The organism is Chitinibacter sp. FCG-7, from assembly GCF_040047665.1.
Lineage (GTDB): Bacteria > Pseudomonadota > Gammaproteobacteria > Burkholderiales > Chitinibacteraceae > Chitinibacter > Chitinibacter mangrovi.
In genome coordinates this window covers 1,070,732-1,092,417 of sequence record NZ_CP157355.1, presented here as the reverse complement: position 1 = coordinate 1,092,417, position 21,686 = coordinate 1,070,732, and the positions used below count along the sequence as shown (strand labels likewise).

Genomic DNA, 21,686 nt, shown 5'->3' with positions numbered 1-21,686 from the left:
ACCAGCGGGCTACCCGCAAGGCCGTTAGAGCCACCATGGATGGAGTTTAAAAATGTTACGTACAGTTTTACTGGCAGCCAGTCTTAGCTTGGCCGCGTCAGCTTCTCACGCCCAAGCGGCGCAATCATCAGTTGATCAGTTCTTCGTCAATGAATCATTTGAAACTGGCACGGCGCTGCCGAATGACTGGAGCTTCATGGCCTGGCAGCCCAATATTTCCAAAGCCACGCTGGAAGCGGCCGCCGCTGCCGATGGCAAGCAGGTGCTGCATTTAAGCAGCAGCAAGCCCAACCATGTGCGGGTGAATAAAACCATCGCCGTTGAGCCCAATCAGACATATTTATTTCAGGCCAAAGTCAAAGCGCGCGGCGCAAATGCTGACAAACTCGCAGCCGTGATCGGTGTTGAAGGCGTCTACGATGTGAGCGAAACGGTGCGTACCGATGCCGACTGGCAGCTGCGTCAGGTGTATATCAAATCGAACGATGCGCAGGAACTCCAGCTCTTGCTCGGGCTGGGGCATTTTGGCAATGAAAATCAGGGCGAGGCGTGGTTTGATGCGGTGAGTCTGGAGAAGGTTACCGAGATTCCGGCCGGTGCCAAAGTGCTCGAAATGCCGCGCTCGCAAGCCAAAACCGAGAATGTAACTGCCGCACTCAGCCCCGCCGCGCAAGGCAAAGCCGCGCCGTGGCTGATGCTGGTGGGATCGACGCTGGTGCTGTCGGTGATCGGCATGGGTTTGGCTATGCTGCTGATGCGCCGGAATGTCGTCGTCAAAGATGGCGCGAAGGATGCCGCATGATGAGCGCGCCAACCTTAGAAAACCCGCACGCGCCAACGAGCGCGGCGCAGCATATCGCGATTGTTGATGGCTTGCGCGGCTTGGCGATTTTGCTGGTGGTGCTGTTTCACTACTGGCAAATCACCTGGTGGGTGATTCCGCTGCCGTTCACCGAAGGGCGGATCAATTTCGAGATGATCCAGTACGCTGGCGCACTGGGTGTTGAATTGTTTTTCTTTCTCAGTGCATTCTGTCTGGCGTATCCGCACGCCAAAGTGATGCTGGGCAAGGGCAGTTTGCCGAGCATTACCCACTACACCTATCGGCGCGCGATTAAGATTTTGCCCTCGTACTGGCTGGCGATGCTTTTGCTGCTGGTGCTGCTGCCCGAGATGTACCCCACCAGCGCGCAGCGTGGCTATTGGACCGATATTTTGATGCACCTGGGCTTTGTGCATAATCTGTTCCCCGACACGCACGGCAGCATTAATGGCGTGTTCTGGTCGCTGGGCGTCGAGGTGCAGTTTTATGTGATCTTCCCGCTACTCGCATGGGGCTTTCGCCGTAAACCGTGGCTGGTGTTCGCGCTGATGTGCGCCGTGGCGCTGATTTATCGCCACTGGACGCGCACCTTGCCGGTGGGTGAGTTTATTAATCTGAATAATCAGCTGCCGGGCTTTCTTGATCTATTTGGCGGCGGCATGCTGACGGCATATTTGCTGGTTTGGGTGCGAGAACAAGGTACGAGTGTGCTTAGCGCAGTGAAATCAGGCATGGGTGTGATCGTTGCGCTCGCGCTGCTGACGATGCTGCTGCTGTTCAATGATCTATATCAGGTGCGTTTCGAACCCGATTCTTATCCGATCTGGCAATCGCAACATCGGCTGTTTTTTTGCTTTGTACTGATCGCGTTCACCGTCGCGGCCACGTACGCGCACGCGGTTTGCCGCACCATCCTCGCCAATCGCGCGCTGACCTTTTTATCGCTGATTTCGTACAACCTGTATATCTGGCACCAAGTTATCGCCCGCGTGATCAAAGAACACGGCTGGTGGACCGCCGCCACGCCTACGCCAACTGACGATCCTACCTGGCGCTGGACGATGTTTTTCATCGCTTTCATCGCCTCCATCATCGTCGCCAGCTTGATTACCTACTGCTTCGAGCGGCCATTGCTGCAATATGGCGTGAAAGGCTGCTGGATCAGGCTGAAAGACAAAATGGCAGGGTATATGGCTGAAGATCGCTCCAGTATTGAGCTAAAAGGCAATACATAGTCAGTGTATTTTGCTGGATAGTGCGCGTAAGTCCTGCAGGGGATTGCATACCTTGGCTGTTGGAATCTTTGAAAATCAAGACGCCATTCTGATGTTAAAAAGGCCGCATTCGCGGCCTTTTTAACGTGGAATTTTCTCGCCAGCGTCACGATATCATTGAGCTGCGGCTCACCAGGTGTATTGCAGGTATGTGGAAAATGCGCCGCTGCCTTTTGATTTTACCAATGGGCTATCGGCGGCATCGCCCAGTAGCTGGTTGTATGTCACATTGCTGATTAGCCGCAATTCTTTGTTGATCGGTACAATGCCCGTGATGCCCACGCTGGCCAAAGTCAGGCCGCTGCCCGCCTGATACGCTTTAAAGCGGCTGTTTTTGGCTTGTTGGGCTGTTACCCCGTACCAGCGCTGCTGATATTTGCCATTGCTGGCGGTGAGTGCGCTGTTCAGCGTCAAGGCAAATTGCTCGCTGGCGTATGCGGTGTAATCGGCACCCAGCGTTAGTTGCACACCGCGATTTTTCTCCGATAAGCCCGTTGTGATCACGCTGGAAAGCTCGACATCTCCCAGGGTGTAATTGACCGACGCGCCAGCTTGCAGCGCGGAACTAATCTTGCCCATGCCTTTGAAAGTGATTTTGTCGGTGAGCTTGTCTTTCTCATCACGTGAGGCGCTTTGCCCCAGAAAAACGGCGGCTTGCCAAGCCGGATTGTCGGTGTAGCTCCAGCCTATGCCATTGCTACTACTGATAAAAAAGCCCGAGCGATGTGCGACTTCCAGGCTGGCCATTGGGCTGGCTTTATATTTCTTGCCACCCAGCACTTCGGGCGCATAGGCCACGCCCAGACCGGCAGCGAGCTGCCAGTTGTCGCCCTCGCTGGCCTCGGCCCACAGGCTTTGCAGGCGCGACAGACCTTGCTCGGTGCCCGAGCCTAGCGTGAGCTCGCTGGCAAAACTGATCGGGCTCAGAATACATACAGATAAAATCAATGGTTTAAGCATGATGGACTTCCTTGGAGGTTATTCTTTGCTGGGGCTGATTAACCCGCAGGGCTTATTGCATAAATGCCCGAATCGCCCTGAGTACTTCGTCCTGATGCGAGATAAATACATAGTGGTTCGCACCGGGCAGCACCAGCGTTTGCTGCTTGGCCATGGTTCTGGCAAATAAATCGCGTTGCTGTTGATAAGCGGGCAGCAGAGTCTGGTTTATGGCAGTTTGCGCAATTAGCCATTGGCTATCGGTGGGTTTAAGCCAGGGAAAAACGTCACTGGGCTTTTGCGGCTGGGCATAAATGGCCAGTGCAGGTGCTTTGACCTTGCTGTAATCGGGCGCAATCACACCGGTGATCAGCTGCACCTCAATGTGCTCCGGTGTGACCTGTTCGGTAATCTCGCCTTGAGGGGTGGTTTTCACCAGTGCGCGAATTTCCTCCTCCGGCCAGCGTACCCCACGTGTTTGCTGACGGTAATTCTGCAATCCGCTAATCGATGCAACTTGCGTCGCTGTAGGCTCTGGTTCGGCTATGGCTGGCATTTTTTCAAGCAGTACCGGGAGCATGGCGGTGCGATCATAGGCGGCATCCAGATAAACCAGTCGTGAGACGCGCTCTGGATGAAGCGCAGCAAAGCGGGTCATTTCATCGCCAGCAATTGAATGGCCGATGAGCGTGACGCGATTCAATCCCAGTGCGTTGATGGCCGCGTGCAGGTCATTGCTCAGCGTGGCCGTATCGTAGCCGGTGCTGGGTTGGCTGGACGCGCCATAACCACGGCGACTTAAAGCAATCACCCGGTACTGATCGCTGAGCATGGGGGCAAAACGGGTGTATATATAAGCGGTATTGCCACCCCCGGCCAGTAATATCACCGGCTCGCCTTTGCCGCCAAAATCCAGATATTCCAGATTGATATTGTTGCCAATCGAGAGTAAGCCCTGCTTTGGCGGGCTAAGCCGGATATTGTTTGGCGCTCCTGTGCTCGTTGGGCTTGGCGCAGGTGTAGCGGTGGCAGCCGGGCTTGGTTTCGGTGTTGTCTTGGTGTCGGTAGTGCATTTTTTCAATTCATCAAGCGAGGCCTTAGGATTTTTCTTCAGGCAGTCGATTGTCGGATCGCGGTATGCACCACCGCCGCAGGCGCTCAGTGCGCAAATAAGCGAGCTGTAGATAAGGCAGTGGGCAAAGCGGCTAGAGATGGGCATGGCAAACTTCCTGAAAGTGGTGACCATGCCATTATCTTGATGTATTCCTTAATGCAAGCTTAAGGAGCTATAGCGTCGAGCAGCTTATCCTGGGGCATCCTGATTCGGTGTTTTCAAACCTGAAGAGCACAATTGAATAAGCCCCTGAGGCTTGTGCCTGCAGGGGCTTTTCTGGCCGATTCTTTGCGCTAGATCGGCTTAGTTGATTCGCTTGATGCGAGTCAGTGCTGGTACCGCTACCGAACCAGTCTGGCTTTGGGCTTTGATATAGGCTTCAAATGCATCCACGTCTTGCGCGCCGCCGAGGATATTGGTTCCCTTCGTCAGCACGGTAAACGCATCGCCACCAGTCGCCAGATAGTTATTCACGGTAATCCGATACGTCATCACCGCTGAAATCAATGAGCCATTGAGCATCACCGTATTGCGCAATACGCGCTGACCGGCTGGCTGCGTGCGGTCATAGCTGTAGCTAAAACCAGTCGAGACATGCAATACACGATCAAACGGCTGGTTATTGCTGTAGCCGGTAAATTGCTGCTCCAGCAATTCGATCAAATCAGCGCCCGTTACCGTCATCGACACCAGCGTGTTGCCAAATGGCTGTACGGTAAACAGCTGACCGTAGGTCACGTTGCCGCTCGCGTCAGGCGTCAAATCGGCCCGCACACCGCCCGGGTTCATCAAGGCGATTTGTGCGCCGCCCAATTTGGCCGGGCTCGTGGCCGCCAATTGCGAATCGGCAATCACATTCCCCAAGCTGCTTTCACCGGCCGTATTGAGTGTTTTAGACAGCGCACCGGCGAGCTTACCTACAATGCGGTTTTCTAGTGGCTTCACCAGATTATCGTATTTGGTAATGATCGCAGTCTGGATGCTGTCTTTGGCAACATCATTACTCACAACAATGTTTTTCGCCGACGATTTGATAATATCGCGGGTTTTTGGATCGATGGTGAGGTCAATCTCGGAAATCACGCGGCCATATTGATTCGCACTGGTCACCAGCTTGCCATTGATCTGGCAGTTGTACGCTTGATGCGTATGACCTGACACCACGGCATCGACCGCCGGATCGAGACGTTTGACGATATCCACAATCGCGCCCGACACGCCTTTACATTCATTGAGGCCACCGCCTTGAGTTGCACCCTCGTGCACCAGCACCACGATTGACTCGATGCCTTGTTTTTTCAGCTCCGGCACCAGCGCATTCACCGTGTCGGCTTCGTCTTTAAAGCTCAGACCTGCCACACCGCTTGGCGTCACAATTTGCGGCGTGTTTTTCAGCGTCATACCAATAAACGCGACTGGCACACCGCCAAAGGTCTTGGTCTGATACGCAGGGAACAAGGTTTTGCCGCTGGCGGTATCGATCACGTTCGCCGCCAGAAATTTGAATTTGGCTCCGGTAAAGGTCGCACCGCCTTTGCAGCCATCGGTCGGATGGCAGCCACCATTTTGCATTCGCAAGACTTCATCACGACCATCGTCAAACTCATGATTGCCGACCGCATTGAGCTCCAGACCCAGCTCATTCATTGCCTCAATCGTCGGCTCATCGTGAAATAGCGCCGAAATCAATGGGCTAGCACCGATCAAATCGCCGGCCGATACCACGATATTGTTGGGGTTTTTGGCCTTCAGCGTTTTAATCCAAGTCGCCATATATTCGCTGCCACCGGCCGCGACCTTGATGGTTTTGCTCGCGTCAGCCGGATCGGGAATCGTCACCGTGCCACCGGGTTTCAAATTGCCATGAAAGTCATTAATCGCCAGCATTTTTACTTCGATCGGTGCGCTGGCAGGTGCTGGCGTGACAGATGGATTGCTGATAATGGCATCGTTGCTGCCGCCGCAGGCGTTTAGTACGCCGGCCAAGGCTAGCGCAATGGCTAAAGTTGTTGGTTTATGCATTATTTCCCCCTGTTGTAAGTAGGGGAAAGCTTAGGCTGCATCGATGACGGAACGATGGCTATTTGATGAACAAACCGTGAATACAGGAAAACACTTACTCCACGATACCATCCAATGTATGTGCATGGATGCTAATAACAGCAAGGATTTGAATGGGATACCCCTTGGGAATCAAGCTACTGCACAGCCAGCAATGTTCCGGCATGAAATATTCGCGGCTTGAACCCCATTGGGTGTGCAGGCATGACAGCGTCTTGCTGTGTTCGATCCCGTTTGGTGATGTCGGAGAAATGCTCGAAGGGTGAAGACCAAACTGTGGATTCAGTTGCTTATTTCTGTCTACTGATTTTCCTTGTGCTTCGTGATTTGAGCCGGGCTCGCGGCTGAATCATGAAGTGGGGTTTGTTGCTCTGCTTCGCTACGGCGTTCTATGGCCGGGCGTCTTGATGCGGCGGATGATGTTTGCGCGGCGATGATGCGATCCAGATCGATTGGACAGTGGCCAAAACCCCACATGATGAGCTCCCGTTTAAAAGCCGAATTCAAGCCTGGCTGTTACCGCGTGCCTGATTCGGTGTGATTGATCATGTCCAGCACTATGACAGGGGCAAGCTTTGGCTAAGCTTAAGGTTCTTCGGGTAAAGTGGCGGCATGCATATCCTCATCATTGAAGACGATCTCGATCTCGGGTTCGCACTGCAGCAGGCGCTCAAAGCCGAAGACATCAGCAGCGAATGGCGGCGCAGTATTGCCGACGCGCCGCATTACGCACAGGACATGGCTTTTGATTGTGTGCTGCTTGATCTGACGCTGCCCGACGGGCTGGGCTTTGATTTGCTCCGGCGCTGGCGGCGGGCGGGTATTGCCACGCCGATTATTGTGATTACCGCGCGTTCGGCGCTGGATGATAGGCTGGCGGGGCTGGATGGCGGGGCGGATGATTTCATTATCAAACCGTTTGCCACCGAGGAGTTGATTGCCCGCATGCGCGCTGTTTTGCGCCGTTATGCCCAGCAGGCCAGCGATGTCTGGATCATTGGCGAGCTGCACATTGAGCCACGGCGTTATCAGGTGAGTCTGGCGGGCGTGCCGCTGGAGTTGTCGCCGCGCGAATTTCATCTTTTGCTTGAGCTGGCCAGAGAGCCCGGGATTGTGGTGCCGAAAAGCGCACTGGCGCAGCGTCTGGAGCCGCTGGGGGATGCGATTGATTTTGGGGCGCTGGAAGTGCATCTGTCCAATCTGCGCCGGAAAATCGGCGCGCAAAAAATCCGCACCGTGCGCGGTGTTGGCTATATGTTGGTGAAATGAAACGCTATCTCGATTACTTTGGCCCCAGTCTGATTCGCCGCGTGGTGCTGGCGATTTTGCTCGCTTTTGCCTTGGTCTGGGTGGTGCTCGCCCTGTATGGCTATTGGTCCGAGACCAATCCAGCCGAGCGTGATCGCATGCTACTCACCCAGGGCAAAATGATGGTGCAGGTGCTGGAGAAAGCGCAAACCGATACCGAGGCCAAGATGGTGATGGCCACTCATTCCGATTTGTACAACTTAAACTATCGTGAGCTGCAGATACCCCGCGTGATGCTATTTCAGCTCAGCAATGCGCAGGGGCGCTTGCTGTATCTGTCGCCAGAGGCTCAGGCGCGCGCTCTGCCGCAAGGGAATACGACGCTGTACGATATCCGGCTCAATGGCGAAACTTATCGCGTTTTTCACGCCAAGACCCCGCGCTGGGAATTAATGTGGGCGGTGCCCAGCTTGAATTCGTTCTGGTTTTTCAAAATGGTGGTCGTCAGTATGACCATTCAAATGCTGATTGCCTTGCCGATCATGATCCTGACCATCTGGCTGGTCGTTGCCCGTGGCTTGCGCCCATTGCGTGTCTTGTCCGGCACCATTGCCGCCAAACACCGCGATGATCTGTCGCCGCTCAACTTTGCCAGCCCCTATGCCGAATTAAAACCACTGACCACTGCACTGGATCACCTGCTTGATCAATTGCGCGGCAAAATCGAGCGGGAACACGCTTTTGTGCAGGATGCCGCCCATGAGTTGCGTACGCCCATGGCGGTGATTTCCGCGCAAGCGCATGTACTGACACTGGCGGCCACGCCTGCCGAGCGAAAAACCGCTGAAAAAAATCTGGAGCAGGCCATTCATCGCGCCTCGCATCTGATCGCGCAGCTGCTCGATATGTCGCATATCGATAACGATCGCCTTAAGCCCGACGAGCTGATTGATGTTGCGGCCTTGCTGCAGCGGGAGCTGGCCCGCCTAGTCCCTGCGGCGATGGCACGGCAGATCGAGTTATCACTGAATGCGCCCGATACGCTGCCATGCCGCACGGACAGCAATGCGCTGCAAACCATCGCGCAAAATCTGCTGAATAACGCCATTTTGTATGTCAACGAAGGCGATCAGATCGAGGTGCAATTGCAGGTGCTCAATGCCTGTCTGATTGTATCGGTGGCCGACAATGGCCCGGGTATTGCAGAGGCTGATCGCGAGCGGGTCTTTGAGCGCTTTTATCGCGGCGCGGGGCACGATGTGGCAGGCACCGGGCTGGGGCTGGCGATTGTCGCGCAAGCCGTGGCCCGCTTGAATGGCCACATCAGTCTGGGTAGCGGGCTGGGCGGGCAGGGCTGCTGCTTCACAGTGACACTGCCGTATCAGGCTTAATGCGGTAAGGCCGACTGTAGTCAGGTATACCCATCAAGATCAATTCCAGATTGCTATTGATGGATATACCCTTGTTGATTTTCATCATTTTTGGCTGTGGCTTGGGCCAATCTGGGCTAGCGCTGGTAGTTTTGCGCGCGCTGAGACACCGCCAGCACCTGCACCTGCCCATTATCAAAAATCACCGGATACAGGCCAAACAGGCTGGCAAAGGCCGGGTAGCTGCTACGCTCGAAATCGCTGATGAAAATATAATCCACCTTGTACTTGGCGATTAGCGCCGCGCGCTCGGCGGGGCTCTCGTAGATTTTGCGTACGTCGTCGTGGCGCTGCTTGGTATCCAGCCCGTGGAAGAATAAATAGGTGTCGGTGCCGACGACGATATTGCGGCCGGTCAGCGCAGCAACGGTGTTGTTGTGGTTGTCGGCAGTGACAAACATCGCGTCAGTCGGCGTGTTCTGATCAATAAACTGCGCCGCGGCAACGTGTGCGGGGTTGTACGCGGTGTAGCTTGATACCCATTCACGCGCCAAAGTCAGTATGCCGGAGATGCAGCCAATCGCGATGCTAAACACCACCAAATTAGCCGCCAGCATATAGCGCCCGCGCGCCAGCCAGTAGCGGAAAGCCGTGATAATCACGCACGCGGCGGTGATCGCGGCGAACACATACCAGATATAAAACAGCTTGTTGTTATCGTATAAGTTGGGCTGGAAAATAATTAGCTCAGCGACGATGTAAATCACCAGCGGGCCCAATTGCAACAGCGCCAGATGCTTGTCAAGCAGCGAACCCTCTCCGCCATCAGCGGCAACCGCCAATTTGTCGCGCCATGCGCTGCGCGCGAGCACCGCCAAGCCAATCAGCCAGCCCACATACACCACGCCCATGTTTTTCAGGTAGAACCAGAAATAGGGGTCGATTTCGAGCTTGTTGACCCAGTTCAGATGGAAATGCACAAAGCCTTCGCCAGCGGTCGCTTGCTGGAAAGTCCAGAACAGCAATTGGCCGATGCCGAGGCCAATCGCCGGCAGACCGTACCAGCACCAATCGATAATGACTTGAACAATCGCCTTGCGACGTAGCACCAAATCAACGCCGAGCCAGCCGAGTGAAATCAGGCCAATCGCCATAAACGAGTGGGTATGTATCATTGGCAGCAATCCCACCAAGACCCCGGCGAGCATACCCCAGGCTCGTTTTTCTTCACGAACCGTCGTTCTGGTAAAACGCAGCAGCGCCCACAGCGCAAACAGCGCCACTGACCAGCCCGCCATCGTCGTGCGCTGCGGGATAATCATATCGGCGATCACGTTCGACCAGCGGATATTCATCTCGTTGTAATTGGTTGGCGTTTTGTAGAACTCGGTCAGAATTTGCGCGAAGGTGTATTCGTGCCAGCCAAAGAAATATATAAAACCCAAGCCGCCGTTAAAGAAAAACAGCAGCGTCGCGATTTGCGTCGCGCGTTTATCTTTGCTGACCTCAAATGCGAGCAGGATAAAGCTGAACACAATCATCGCGCACATCAATAGCGAGGGCAGCAGCAGAGCCCAACGCAGCGAGAAACCCAGCTGGTACAGCGACGACGACACCAGATTAACTAGAAACGGATAGCTCAGGCGTTGGCCGGGCAAGATGCTGTATTCGGGCGGGAAAATCTGCTGGCGTGCCAAGGACGTCACCATGCCCATATGCATTTGCAAATCGCCAAACGTTGATTGGCCCACGTCATAACCATTGGCAGTCGGCAAAATCAGATGCGTGTGCAGTAGATAGGCCATTACAGCAAAGATCGGCAGGCCCAGCCACAGCAGCGTTTTTGGCATCGCGCCGTAGTTAATCGGGCTGGCCGCTAGTGGGCGGGCTTTGGCGTAAATCGTCCCCGCCAGCGTGCACGACAGCACCAGACCCAGGCCGTGGCTCAGCGGGCTAAATTGCACAAAGAATGCAAACGGCACCGGCGCCCACATTAATGCGGTGGCACCCAAGACGCCACCTGCGCCCAAGCGGATCCACTGTGGATGCGTAGCAAACAGCTTTTGCGCGGCATAGCCCCAGGCGATCAGGTGGGCGATAAAGTAGATCAGTGCGAAAAACATGGTTTCTTCTCTTTTAGCAATCTTTAAGCGCTGGCCGGGTGGCGAAATGCCCACCAGCGGCTACCGGCAAAATTCCAGACCAGACCAATCGCCGTAGTCAACAATTGTGCAGGCCAGTAGGCCCAGTGCAGATATTCAACAAACAGCACCATCAGCGCGGTATTGAGCAGCCAGCCCAGCCCCGCAATGGTGTAAAACTTCGCCGCCGCCTCGCGGTGCGATTTCTGCCCGTGCTGATCTTTAAAGGTAAAGAAATAATTGAGCAGGTAATTGGCCACCGAGCCGAGCAGATAGCCGATGCCGGACGCCAGCGCGGCCTTCATGGTCAGAAACTCAACCCCGAGCCACAGCACCAGATATTGAATACCCGTGCCGCACAGGCCAACGGCGGCGAAGGTGAGAAATTGTTTCAACAGTTTTGGCATAAATTTTTACTCACAGCCATTAAGGCCAATCAAGATATAGCCACAATGCGCCATACGCATTGAGCCCAAGGCCAAACAGCGCCAGCATCAAATCTTTTCCATCAAACTTGCTGCGATTGAGCCACAACAGCAGCACCACCGCCGGAATCATATCGATAAAGTAGCGATTGCCAAACTGCCAGCCGCCCATGGTGCGATGGCTCCAGGTGGCGAGCATATGAATTGCGATGGCGGCAAACAGCAGGGCATTCACCTGCCAGAATTCACGTTTCAGCTGCGTGAGCTTGCGCGCCAGAATCAGGAAAATGGGGTTGACCAGAAAGAACATCACGCCGTCCATGCGCGGAAAGCTCAAGCCGCCTTCAGGCGTAAAGCTCGGTAGGCGCAGGCTGCGCATGATGTTTTCCGGGACGTACGACAGGCTAAATTGCCCCTCGGTTGCGCGCTGGAATTCGGGCAGGTAATTGTGGCCAAATTCGATCGGGTTGCCAAAGCGCAGCCAGTTATACCAGGCCAGCGCACCGCCGATCAGAATCGGGAAAATCAAGAACTGCTGCAACGGCTCGGCGTCTTCGCGGCCTTCGGGCGTTTTGGTCTTCGGTGCCGCATTGCCAATATGGCCAAGGTGATAAGCAAAAATCCATAACAGCGCTGGGAAGTAGACGAGCTGGAAGGGGCGGCAGCCGACGGCCAGCGCCAGACACAAGGCCGATAAATGCATCGCCCACGGCCGATTCTGGCTTTTCACCGCGAAAAAGAACGCGCTGATCGTGAATAAAAACGCCAGCACTTGCGCCTGAAACCACACGCCGCCATTAAGCGACACAGCGAGCAGATTGCTGCCAAACACCGCCGCCAGCGGCACGCAGAATTGTTTCAGCTGGGCTTGCGGGTTAAACCAGAAGCTCAGCAGCGCAAAGCTCAATATGGTGTAGGCCGAATTCAGGAAATGATTCGGCGTGCCCTCGCCGAAGAAAGGGTAGAGCAGGAACTGCGGTATCGTCGGTACTGGCGGGAAGCTCACATAATACTGGCCCTTGAAAATCGCCAATTCCAGATACGGATAATCCTGCGCCAGCATCGTACGGCCTTGCCACCACGCTTGCGCCTGCAAAATATACGAATCCCAGCCACTGTGCGCAAACCACGGCTGCTTCAGCGCCGCGTAAAACAGCACATACATCAGCAGAATACCAAACAGCAGATAGCCCCATTCTCGGCGCACAAACAGGCTGCTGCGCCAGCGCGTATTCCAGCGCGGCAGGAAGGCTTCCAGCTTGCGACCAATAAGCAGGGTATAGGCCTGACGGCTAAATTTGACGCTGGCTTCATCGATATACCTGGCAAAGAAGTGCGACGAGGCAAACACTGCCAGTAAATACACGAGCAAGGTGATCACAAACGCCGCCGCATAGCCGATGCTCGGCACCAGCGTCACAATCAGCCACGAGCAGATCGAGCCCAGAAACAGGCCGTGCATTAAATACATTGAAAACGAAATCCGCCCCAGCCAGCGCCACGGCTGACGCGACAAAAGCGCCTGCCAGCTTGGCGCGTGCAGCACGGCGAGCAGCAAAAACAGCGCGCCCCAGTTGTGCGTCCACTGCGCGTTGGACATTGAGCCGCCGTCGAGCCAATACAGCCAGCTAAACCAGATGTTCTGGCTCGCGTCGATGCCCTTCGGAAAACTGCCCAGATACAGGCCTGCGATGGCCAAAATCCAATACGCCGCAGGGCGGCTCAAGATGGTGCGAACTTTGGCCGCGCCCGGCGCATACATCAAATCAGCCAGCGCCACGCCCATCACAAAACATAGATAAGGCGAATTACCCAGATACCAGCCCAGCGCCAGATAGCCCCAGCCGCGCCAGCTCTGGCGACCGAGCACCGCCACCAGCGCAAACGCCAGCAGTGAGCCATAAAACTCGATGCAGATTGTCCACAGCACATTGTTATAGCGCGGCTCGGGTTTGAATGGCACTTCCAGAAAACTGTTGCGCAGCACGTCGACAAAGCCAGCGTTGGGCGTATGCCATTGCAGCGCCAGCCATTCAAACGACAAGGAGTATTGCGCAGCCTGCTGATGAAACAGCCCGCCCATTTGCATCACCAGCAGCACAATCAGCGACGCGGCAAAAATCGGTAGCACCAAACGCGGATAGCGGCGCAGCGTGGCCGAAGTTAAAAAGCTGACCCGGCTAAAATCCGGCTCGTGCTGATCGCGGAAAAAACGATAGGTGAGCACAAACGCACTCATTACAAAAAACACCATCACCGCATAATCGCCGCTCCACAGGATATTGAGCGGCGTTTGCGCAATCGCCATTTCTAGCTGCGGAACAATCAGCCCTTTATTGCCTGCCGCGCCCCAGATCAGCGCAGGCAGAAAGGCATAAAAGAAATGATGTAATGTGACCGAAAACGCGGCAATACCGCGCACACCATCAAGATAGTCAAAGTGACTGGCTTCTTGCTTCATGTTTTTCCTCCGTCCATCCCGCGTTTTAGTTTTGTGTTTCCGTTGCGGGTATTGGCTCAATCATTGTGGTTTGTTGTTCTGGTGTAGCTTTTAAGGCCGCTTCAAAGCGGGCAAATAACTGTGGCAGTCCGTAACTGGCGAGCAGCAAGAGCGGGATCGTGCTCGATAAGATGTAGCGCGATTTGGACTCCCACAGCATATACATGCCAAATACCATTAACGTGTAAAACGCCAACAGCAGCAGGGTTTCATCCAGTGGCGCATCCTGATCGCGGCTGGCGCGTTTGAAGGCCAAAACAACGACACAGGTCGCGGCAAACAGATACAACCAGTTTTGTAATTGCGTAATGCGCCGCACCGTGTAGCGGAAGGTTTCGCCGTGTTCGCCATGGGCAAACTGCGTCGCAGCGGTCGGGTGAGCAAAATAATCGGGGCGGGCCGGATCGCCGATGCCGTAATACACCGCCTGATACGTGCCTTCAGTCCATTGCCAGTAGGTCTTTTTCGCCCAGTGGCTTAGCGTGCCGGTCAGGCCAATCTCTTGCCATTTTTTGGCGATTTCCTGCTTGAACAGCGTATTGACTGCGTCTTCATCAATCGGCGCTTCGCTGACAAAGGTTGAATACGCTTCGTTGTACGACCAGACGCCGAGGCGTTTGTAATCGTAGCCAATATTGAGCCACATCCATTTGGGCGCGGGCGCGCTGGTGCTCAAGCCGCTATACGTTGGCACGCCGCCGAGCGCGAGCGCGCCATTGACGAGTTTGTGCGGTAGTTGAATAGCAATAAATAGCCCAAACAAAATCCATAAGTAGTTAAGCAAAAGTTTTCTTGCATCGTTGTCTCGCCTTGTCGTACTAGATGTACTGTCTGCGGCTTCGACGCCTTGCCATAAAACTTTTGCACTAGTACTTTGATCAGGCTTGTACTGGCCTGATTTAATCCAGCGCAGCACGATAATCAGTGCAAAGCTCAGCGCCAACAGCAGCGCAATCGGGCGAAATAGATTGGCAAAAGCCAATGCAATCAGGCACAGAATGATTGCGCGTTTGCGGCCTTGTTGCTGCCATAGCGTAAAAAAATAAATTGCAATACAGCTGAGAAAAATCGCCGGAAAATCGTTATACACCCACGCACCGAGCAAAATAAACGGAATAAACGTCGTGCAAATCAGCGCGGCAAAAAAATCATGCCGTTTTTGCTGCCACAGCAGATAAATCTGATAAATCACATAGCTGCTGCCGGTAATCCAGATGGTATTGATAATGCGCGTCCAGGTATAGCTATCGCCAATCAGGTTGTGAATGGCGTAGGTGTATAGCGTAAACGGCACTTGTAATGGAAATAGATAAAGATAATTCTTGGCCTTGTTTTCCAAAGTCATTGTGTCAAAAAACGAGATGAAATTACCGCGCAATAAATCATCGACCACGATGCGGATGACCAGCGCATCGTCATACGCATGCACCGGAAAATAATAAATAAATAGATTAATCAGGCCAAAAAAGCCCAGAAACAGCCCAGCAATTATCAGGCGGATGAATTGGCTTTGATCCAGGCGTTTTGCCACGCGCCACGCGCCGTATAAAACCAGAAACCACACCGCAATACCCAGTGCCTGCAATAGCGGGTTTTGTGGCCCCAGCATTTGCAGATCGCCACGCGAAAACCAGGTGTCGCTTTTCCAGAATGCATCGACAAAAAAGGCGACGGCCAGAAAAATGGAAAAAATAGCGGCAAAGATCAGATAAATCGACTGCGGAACGAGTTGACGCAGCAGTTTGTTCGACGGGGGCATGATGCGCTCTTCGAGGGTATATGCTTGGCGGCATTGTCCTACTTTATTCAGCGGGCAATACCACCACGGGTATTATGGGCAAAAAATAACCCAGCCTTGGATCAGGCTGGGTTTGTATTTATTGCTGCTCGTCGGGGAAGCCCAAACGATCTTGCACCACATACAGCGGGCGGCGCTTGATTTCGTTGTAGGTGCGGCCAACGTATTCGCCCAGAATCCCGATACACAAGAGCTGCACGCCACCCAAGAACAGAATCGCCACCATGATCTCGGCCCAGCCCGGCACCCAGTGATCGGTGGTCAGACGCACCACCAGCGTATTGATAATGCCGATCAAGGCAAAGAAGGATGACAGCAAGCCCAGCGTCACGGCCAGACGCAGCGGTTTGGTCGAGAAAGACATAATGCCGTCGGTGGCAAAACGCACCATTTTGCGCAGCGGGTATTTGCTCTCGCCGGCAAAACGCTCGGCGCGGCGGTAGGGTAGGGCAATTTGTCTAAAGCCAACCCAGCTGACCATGCCGCGGATAAAGCGGTCGCGCTCGGGCATGCCTTTGAGTACGTCAACGACTTTGCGATCCATCAGGCGGAAATCACCCGTGTCGAGCGGAATCGGCACGTCAGACAGACGATTGAGGACGCGGTAGAAGGCGCGGGCAGTGACCAGTTTAAATGCCGATTCACCCGGACGATCAACGCGTGTGCCGTAAACCACATGGTAGCCAGTGCGCCACAACGCGATCATTTCGCTGATCACTGCGGGCGGGTCTTGCAAATCGGCGTCGATCAGCACCACCGCATCGCCGCTGGCGGCATCAATCCCGGCGGTAACAGCGGTCTGGTGGCCAAAATTGCGCGCAAAGCCGACCACGCGGATTTCGGGGTTGGCTTGCTGGGCAGCGGTGAGTAATTCGCGAGTGCGATCTTTACTACCGTCGTCGACAAAAATGAATTCAACGTCCAGGTCAGTAACGGTGGCACGAAACTCGCCTAGGCGCTTGAGCGTTTCACCGATCACTTCCTCTTCGTTGTAGCAGGGGATTACTACCGACAGGCGTTGCTGTGTTGGGCTTTGCTGCATTGTCTCATCCTCCATGCGCTCCAGGCTCTGATTGGCACTCGGTTGGCGCTAGGCACGTGGCCTGTTTGTTATGATTTTTTCGCGACTACATTGCGATTGGGCTTAACCTTACATCATCAAGCCTGGATTGAAAACCCCGCTTGCCAAGCTTTGTGCCCCAGCTCTCGCCAGGCGGTATTGCAGGTGCAAAATGACTGAGGCAAATTTGCCACAACACTAGGAAAATAAACGCTTTAGCGGATGCTGATATAGCAATTTGAATGTTGCAGTGCGATGAGCATGTCAGGCCGCAGCACTCTTGGGCTTGTAAGGAATTGCCACGCCGATTTGGCTCCAGCTTGTTGCAACTGCGCACTGCCGATGTGATGTCAGGAACTAGGCGTCAGGATAGAGAGCCGTTATAGTGCCAACTTCCCCCGCTGTTTGACCGAGTTTGAATCATGTCGATATCTACACCGCTATTTGCTGGCCGCCTGAGTCTGCAACGGTTTTTACTGGCCTGCTGGTGTTGCTTGCTGGTGCTGGCGCTGCCCGCGCACGCCGAGCTGGCGCGTAATGCGGGGGCGGAAGAGAGCAGCCCATCGGGCGGCGCATCGGGCTGGACCTTTGATCACTGGACACAAGGCGAGCCGCAAAGCATCGGTACACGCGACGAGAGCGTGTTTCGCAGCGGGAAATCTTCACTCAAGATTCAACTGGGGCAGGGCGACGATGGCAAGCTGACCCAGCTGATCAAGGTTAAACCGGATACCTGGTATCGCGTCTCGGCTTGGGTTAAAACACAGGGCATTGCTGCCGACGCCAAGGTGGGCGCCAATATCAGTATTGTTGACGCGATGGATCACTCGCGCGATATCAAAGGCGATCAGGATTGGCAGGAGCTGGTGGCCTGGGGCAAAACCGGCCCCGAGCAAAATGAAATCAAAGTCGCTTTGCGACTGGGTTTTTATGGCAGCCTAGCCACTGGCACGGCTTGGTTTGACGATGTTTCGGTGCAGGAAGGCGAGCCGGGCGAGCAGGATTCGAAAACCCAGATTATCAGTTTTACCCCGCCGCCAGCTGCAGCTGCGGCACCCGCTGCCGACAATGGCAGCCCCTCGGCACTGAGCGCCAATGTGGTGCTCTGGCTGGTGACACTGGGCTATATCGGGCTGGTCGCGTGGCTGATTCGCGCTCGCGATGGCGCGTACCAGCGTTTTGGCGCCGTGCTCGATGGCATTGCCCCGCTGAGCAAAACCTGGCCAGCGATTGCGCTGGTGCTGGCGGTTTTCCTGATCAAAATCTACTGGGCTGGCGCGTATCGCGGACATTCATATGACATCGGTACATTCAGCGCGTGGGCGTTTGATATGTATCAGCGCGGCTTCGAGGGCTTTTATCGCCCCGGCTATTTTGCCGATTATCCGCCCGGCTACATCACCGTTTTGTGGCTGGTTGGCGGTGCCGCCAACTGGTTTGGTCTGGCCTACGACACGCCCTGCTTTCTGGCCGCGCTGAAAATGCCCGCCATGCTGGCCGATATTGCCGGTGCGCTATTTCTGCTCTGGGTGGGCCGCAAAGATAATGCGACGCGCGCGATTGCACTGATTGCTGCCATTCTGTGGCTGTTTAATCCGCTGGCGATCGTGACCTCGACATTCTGGGGGCAGGTGGACAGCATCTTCACGCTGATTCTGGCAGCATCCTTCCTGATGCTGGAGCGCCGCCGCATTGTGCTCGCGGCAGCCCTGTATGCCGCGGCGGTGATTTTCAAGCCGCAAGCCTTGCTGGTAGGGCCGATTGCGCTGATTGCCTTGCTGACTGTGGGTGATATGAAGGTTCAGCTCAAAGCCTTGGGCGCGGCGATTGGCACCTTTATTCTGCTCTCGCTGCCATTCACCATTTCGCGCGAACCATTGTGGATTTTCAGTCTGTACGGCGGCACGCTGGCCAGCTACGACTACCTGACCATCAATGCGTTTAATCTGTACGCCTTGTTCAACGGCAACTGGCTGGCCAATAGCACGCCTTTCTTGGGGCTGGCCGTTGGTAAATGGGCGTGGCTACTGACGCTGTCGTCGCTGGCGGCGGTGGTGTATGGCGTGATCAAGGGCAAAGGCGAGGGCCGCTATCTGTTTGGCGCGTTTGCCATTTATGTGCTGTTTTTTGTCGTTGGGCCAAAAATGCACGAGCGGTATTTATTCCCCGCCGCCTTCGTGGGCCTGACCGCCTTTATGGTGATTGCCGATAAGCGCGTGCTGTGGCTGGCCGTTGCCGCTAGCTTAACGACGTTTGTCAATACGCTGGTCACGCTCGATATTCTGACCCGCCTCAATAGCACTGCGGTGCCCAATGGCAGCTTCTTTATGGTGGTGTGCTCGCTGGCGAATGTGGCTTTGCTGGTGCAGACCTTCCGCATTGGCTACGATATTTTCTTGCGCGGCAATCGTCAGGCTCTGGTTTCAAACGATACCTCGGCAGGTATTGAGCGCAGTGCTAATGCAAGTGCTGATTTTGTGGCTATACCCCCGGTTGAGCAGCCGCTTGCGCCTGTCAGCCGCCGTGCGTGGGCTGCGCTGGCGATGATTTGTGCCGTGTACAGCGTGGCGGCGTTTACCTATCTGGGTAATGGCCAGTCGCCGCAAAAATTCTGGAATCCGCCTGCTGCGGGCGATTGGGCGGTGTTTGATCTGGGCAAAATCGAGCAGGTGAGCCAGCTGCAATACCATCACGGCTTGGGCGAGGGCGAGTACGCCTTGCAATGGTCGGCCGATGGGCAGAACTGGACGGTTGGCAAAGGAATTGTGATCAGCAACCGCTTTTCCGAATTCCGCTGGCGTCCACTGGAAGTCAATCTGCCTGCGCGTTACTTCAAAATTGGCCTGAGTACCGGCTCGCTGCAAATGAACGAGATCGCCGTGCGTGGGCAGCAAAATGCCTTGCTCACGCCGGTGCTGCAAGCAGGGCCGAGCGATGCGGCGGCGCTGATCGACGAGCAGGATAAAACGGTCACGCTGTCTACCGCGTATAACGGCATGTATTTTGACGAGGTGTATCACGCGCGCAGCGCGTGGGAAATCTCGCAAGGCATTGATGCCACCGAGAATACCCACCCGCCGCTGGGCAAAATCATTATTGCGATTGGCGTTTGGCTGTTTGGCATGAATCCATTTGGCTGGCGCTTTATGGGCGTGGTGTTTGGCATTGCGATGTTGCCGGTGTTTTTCGGCCTGTCGCGCCGCGTCTTCCGCTCGGAAAACTTTGCGCTGTTGGCGACTGGCTTGCTCGCGCTTGATTTCATGCACTTTACGCAAACCCGCATTGCCACCATTGATACCTATGGCGTGTTCTTTATTCTGGCCAGCTCGTACTGGATGCTGCGCTGGATGCAGCAGGAACCGGCCACACAGGACTGGAAAACCGACTTCAAATCACTGCTGCTGTGCGGCGCGATGTTTGGTCTGGGCGCGGCGAGCAAATGGATTGTGCTGTATCACGGCGTGGGTCTGGCGTTCTTGTATTGCTGGAATTTATGGCGTCAGTATCGCGTCGCGCAAAGCCTGCCTCCGAAGCTACCGGGGCAGCGCAGCTATGGCGATTGGGTCACGCAAAGCGTGCAGTGGTCGGTGCTGGGCTTTATTGTGATTCCCGCGCTGATTTATACCGCAGCGTATATCCCGCTGATGAACGCTACCGGGCAGGGCATTTCAGGTATGCTGGCTAACCAGACCGGTATGTATCAATATCACAGCCAGTTGAAAGCCACGCATCCGTTCAGCTCGATGTGGTACGAATGGCCAACGATGCTCAAGCCGATGTGGTACTACTCGGGCACCGAGTGGACTGGCCCGCTGAAAGTGTCGTCGATCAGCGCCTTTGGTAATCCGGTGACCTGGTATCTGGGGACGCTGGCCTTCCTGATCGCCATTGGCTGGCGGCTCACTATGGCCAGCTCGAAAACGCTGCTGCAGCGTTTTGCGGTTAGCCAGAGCCAGCTGTTTGCTTTGAGCTTTATTATTGCCGCAGGCTTGATTCAGTTCCTGCCGTGGGCGCTGATCCCGCGTAAACTGGTGTTTATCTACCATTTCTTTGCGTCTGTGCCGTTTATTATTCTGGCGCTGGTGTGGCTTCTTCAACAGTTGCAGCGTTTGCAGCTCGATAACCCACTGCGTGCGTGGGCCAAATACCTGCCATGGGCGGTGGCGGCGGTGGCTGCGGTGCTCTTTATTGCCTACTTCCCGGTGATTAGCGGCTACCCGGTGCCACGCGGCTGGGTCGAATTCATTAATAAAGGGCCAGTGACTTTGTATTTCTAAGTGACAGTAGTGCTGAAACAAAAAGGCCGACTTGAACGTCGGCCTTAGGTATTGCTCTGAATGCCAATGCTGGCTTGGCTTGCGGTACTATACACCTCAGTGTATTAGCCGAATAATTTACCCTTGAGCAAGTCCAGCCCTGCACTGAGCAAATCGCCACTGCCGCCAGCGGGCAATTCACCATTTGGCGTCAGGCCGTCGATTAATTGGGGCAGCACTGCAGAGAGCTGGCTTGCCGCCTGTTGCGGGTCAACGCCAAACTGGGAAGCCAGATTGGCAATGGTTTCATTGCCTAGCACTGACTCGATCTGCTCGGCTGAAATCGGCAGATTGCTACCCGTTGAAATCCACGATTGAGCAATTTCGCCCAGACCGCCATTCTGGAATTTCTCGATCAGGCCGGCTACACCGCCCTGTGATTCCAGCAAACCCGCCAGTGCGCTGCTCTGCTCGCTGCCGCCGAGAACTTGTGATGCCAGGGTGTCGAATAAACTCATAGTAGGAAGCTCCGTGGGTGAAAGACGTAAGACGCGGAAAAGTGCAGGCTTATGATAGCAGTGATCCTTGTCGGTTTCGTGTCAAATCATTCATCCTGCCATCTGCCAATGCTTTCATTGCTCAAGCTGCTGTAATAATTATCCAGACAGAATCCGCGC

14 protein-coding genes are annotated in these 21,686 nt (G+C 54.9%); 5 read left to right on the top strand and 9 right to left on the bottom strand.

Annotated features, from left to right (window positions below; all coding sequences use genetic code 11):
* Nucleotides 1–52 precede the first annotated feature (52 nt).
* Complete coding sequence (locus tag ABHF33_RS05025; protein WP_348945922.1) at nt 53–802, top strand: carbohydrate binding domain-containing protein; 750 nt, start codon at nt 53–55, stop codon at nt 800–802.
* Complete coding sequence (locus tag ABHF33_RS05020; RefSeq protein ID WP_348945921.1) at nt 799–2,058, top strand: acyltransferase family protein; 1,260 nt, start codon at nt 799–801, stop codon at nt 2,056–2,058. The genes ABHF33_RS05025 and ABHF33_RS05020 overlap by 4 nt, the downstream gene beginning before the upstream one ends.
* Nucleotides 2,059–2,226: 168 nt before the next feature.
* Here the strand turns inward: ABHF33_RS05020 and ABHF33_RS05015 are convergent, their stop codons facing one another.
* The 3 genes from ABHF33_RS05015 to ABHF33_RS05005 all read right to left on the bottom strand — a co-directional run bounded on the left by ABHF33_RS05015 (nt 2,227) and on the right by ABHF33_RS05005 (nt 6,172).
* A complete protein-coding gene (locus ABHF33_RS05015) occupies nt 2,227–3,057 on the bottom strand; it encodes a MipA/OmpV family protein (RefSeq protein ID WP_348945920.1) in 831 nt (276 codons plus the stop codon).
* A gap of 52 nt (nt 3,058–3,109) precedes the next feature.
* On the bottom strand, nt 3,110–4,255 hold the full coding sequence (locus tag ABHF33_RS05010; protein WP_348945919.1) for an alpha/beta fold hydrolase: 1,146 nt from the start codon (nt 4,253–4,255) through the stop codon (nt 3,110–3,112).
* Between the two features lie 198 nt (nt 4,256–4,453).
* On the bottom strand, nt 4,454–6,172 hold the full coding sequence (locus tag ABHF33_RS05005; RefSeq protein WP_348945918.1) for a bifunctional metallophosphatase/5'-nucleotidase: 1,719 nt from the start codon (nt 6,170–6,172) through the stop codon (nt 4,454–4,456).
* A 651-nt stretch (nt 6,173–6,823) separates the two neighbouring features.
* On the opposite strand from ABHF33_RS05005, the gene ABHF33_RS05000 reads away from it, so the two are divergent.
* Both ABHF33_RS05000 and ABHF33_RS04995 read left to right on the top strand, forming a co-directional pair.
* Entirely contained in the window at nt 6,824–7,480 is a 657-nt protein-coding gene (locus ABHF33_RS05000) for a response regulator (RefSeq protein ID WP_348945917.1), read from the top strand.
* On the top strand, nt 7,477–8,850 hold the full coding sequence (locus ABHF33_RS04995; protein WP_348945916.1) for an ATP-binding protein: 1,374 nt from the start codon (nt 7,477–7,479) through the stop codon (nt 8,848–8,850). The genes ABHF33_RS05000 and ABHF33_RS04995 overlap by 4 nt, the downstream gene beginning before the upstream one ends.
* A 116-nt stretch (nt 8,851–8,966) precedes the next feature.
* Here ABHF33_RS04995 and ABHF33_RS04990 read toward each other — a convergent pair whose 3' ends face one another.
* The 5 genes from ABHF33_RS04990 to ABHF33_RS04970 form a co-directional block, all read right to left on the bottom strand.
* Nucleotides 8,967–10,952, bottom strand: a complete 1,986-nt coding sequence (locus ABHF33_RS04990; RefSeq protein WP_348945915.1) for a hypothetical protein — start codon at nt 10,950–10,952, stop codon at nt 8,967–8,969.
* 23 nt (nt 10,953–10,975) lie between these two features.
* Complete coding sequence (locus ABHF33_RS04985) at nt 10,976–11,377, bottom strand: GtrA family protein (protein ID WP_348945914.1); 402 nt, start codon at nt 11,375–11,377, stop codon at nt 10,976–10,978.
* Nucleotides 11,378–11,396: 19 nt separating this feature from the next.
* Complete coding sequence (locus ABHF33_RS04980) at nt 11,397–13,856, bottom strand: acyltransferase family protein (protein WP_348945913.1); 2,460 nt, start codon at nt 13,854–13,856, stop codon at nt 11,397–11,399.
* Nucleotides 13,857–13,881: 25 nt separating this feature from the next.
* Nucleotides 13,882–15,654, bottom strand: coding sequence for a glycosyltransferase family 39 protein (locus tag ABHF33_RS04975; RefSeq protein ID WP_348945912.1), 1,773 nt, complete (start codon nt 15,652–15,654; stop codon nt 13,882–13,884).
* 118 nt (nt 15,655–15,772) lie between these two features.
* Nucleotides 15,773–16,735: a glycosyltransferase family 2 protein gene (locus ABHF33_RS04970; protein ID WP_348945911.1), complete on the bottom strand. Its 963-nt coding sequence runs from the start codon at nt 16,733–16,735 to the stop codon at nt 15,773–15,775.
* Between the two features lie 440 nt (nt 16,736–17,175).
* Here ABHF33_RS04970 and ABHF33_RS04965 point away from each other — a divergent pair, with 440 nt between their 5' ends.
* The gene (locus ABHF33_RS04965) at nt 17,176–21,030 is read left to right on the top strand and encodes a phospholipid carrier-dependent glycosyltransferase (protein ID WP_348945910.1); all 3,855 of its coding nucleotides are present in this window, start codon (nt 17,176–17,178) and stop codon (nt 21,028–21,030) included.
* Nucleotides 21,031–21,134: 104 nt separating this feature from the next.
* On the opposite strand, the gene ABHF33_RS04960 is transcribed toward ABHF33_RS04965, so the two are convergent.
* Nucleotides 21,135–21,527 carry a YidB family protein gene (locus tag ABHF33_RS04960; RefSeq protein WP_348945909.1) on the bottom strand — a complete coding sequence of 131 codons (393 nt, stop codon included), beginning with the start codon at nt 21,525–21,527 and terminating at the stop codon, nt 21,135–21,137.
* Nucleotides 21,528–21,686: the final 159 nt, after the last annotated feature.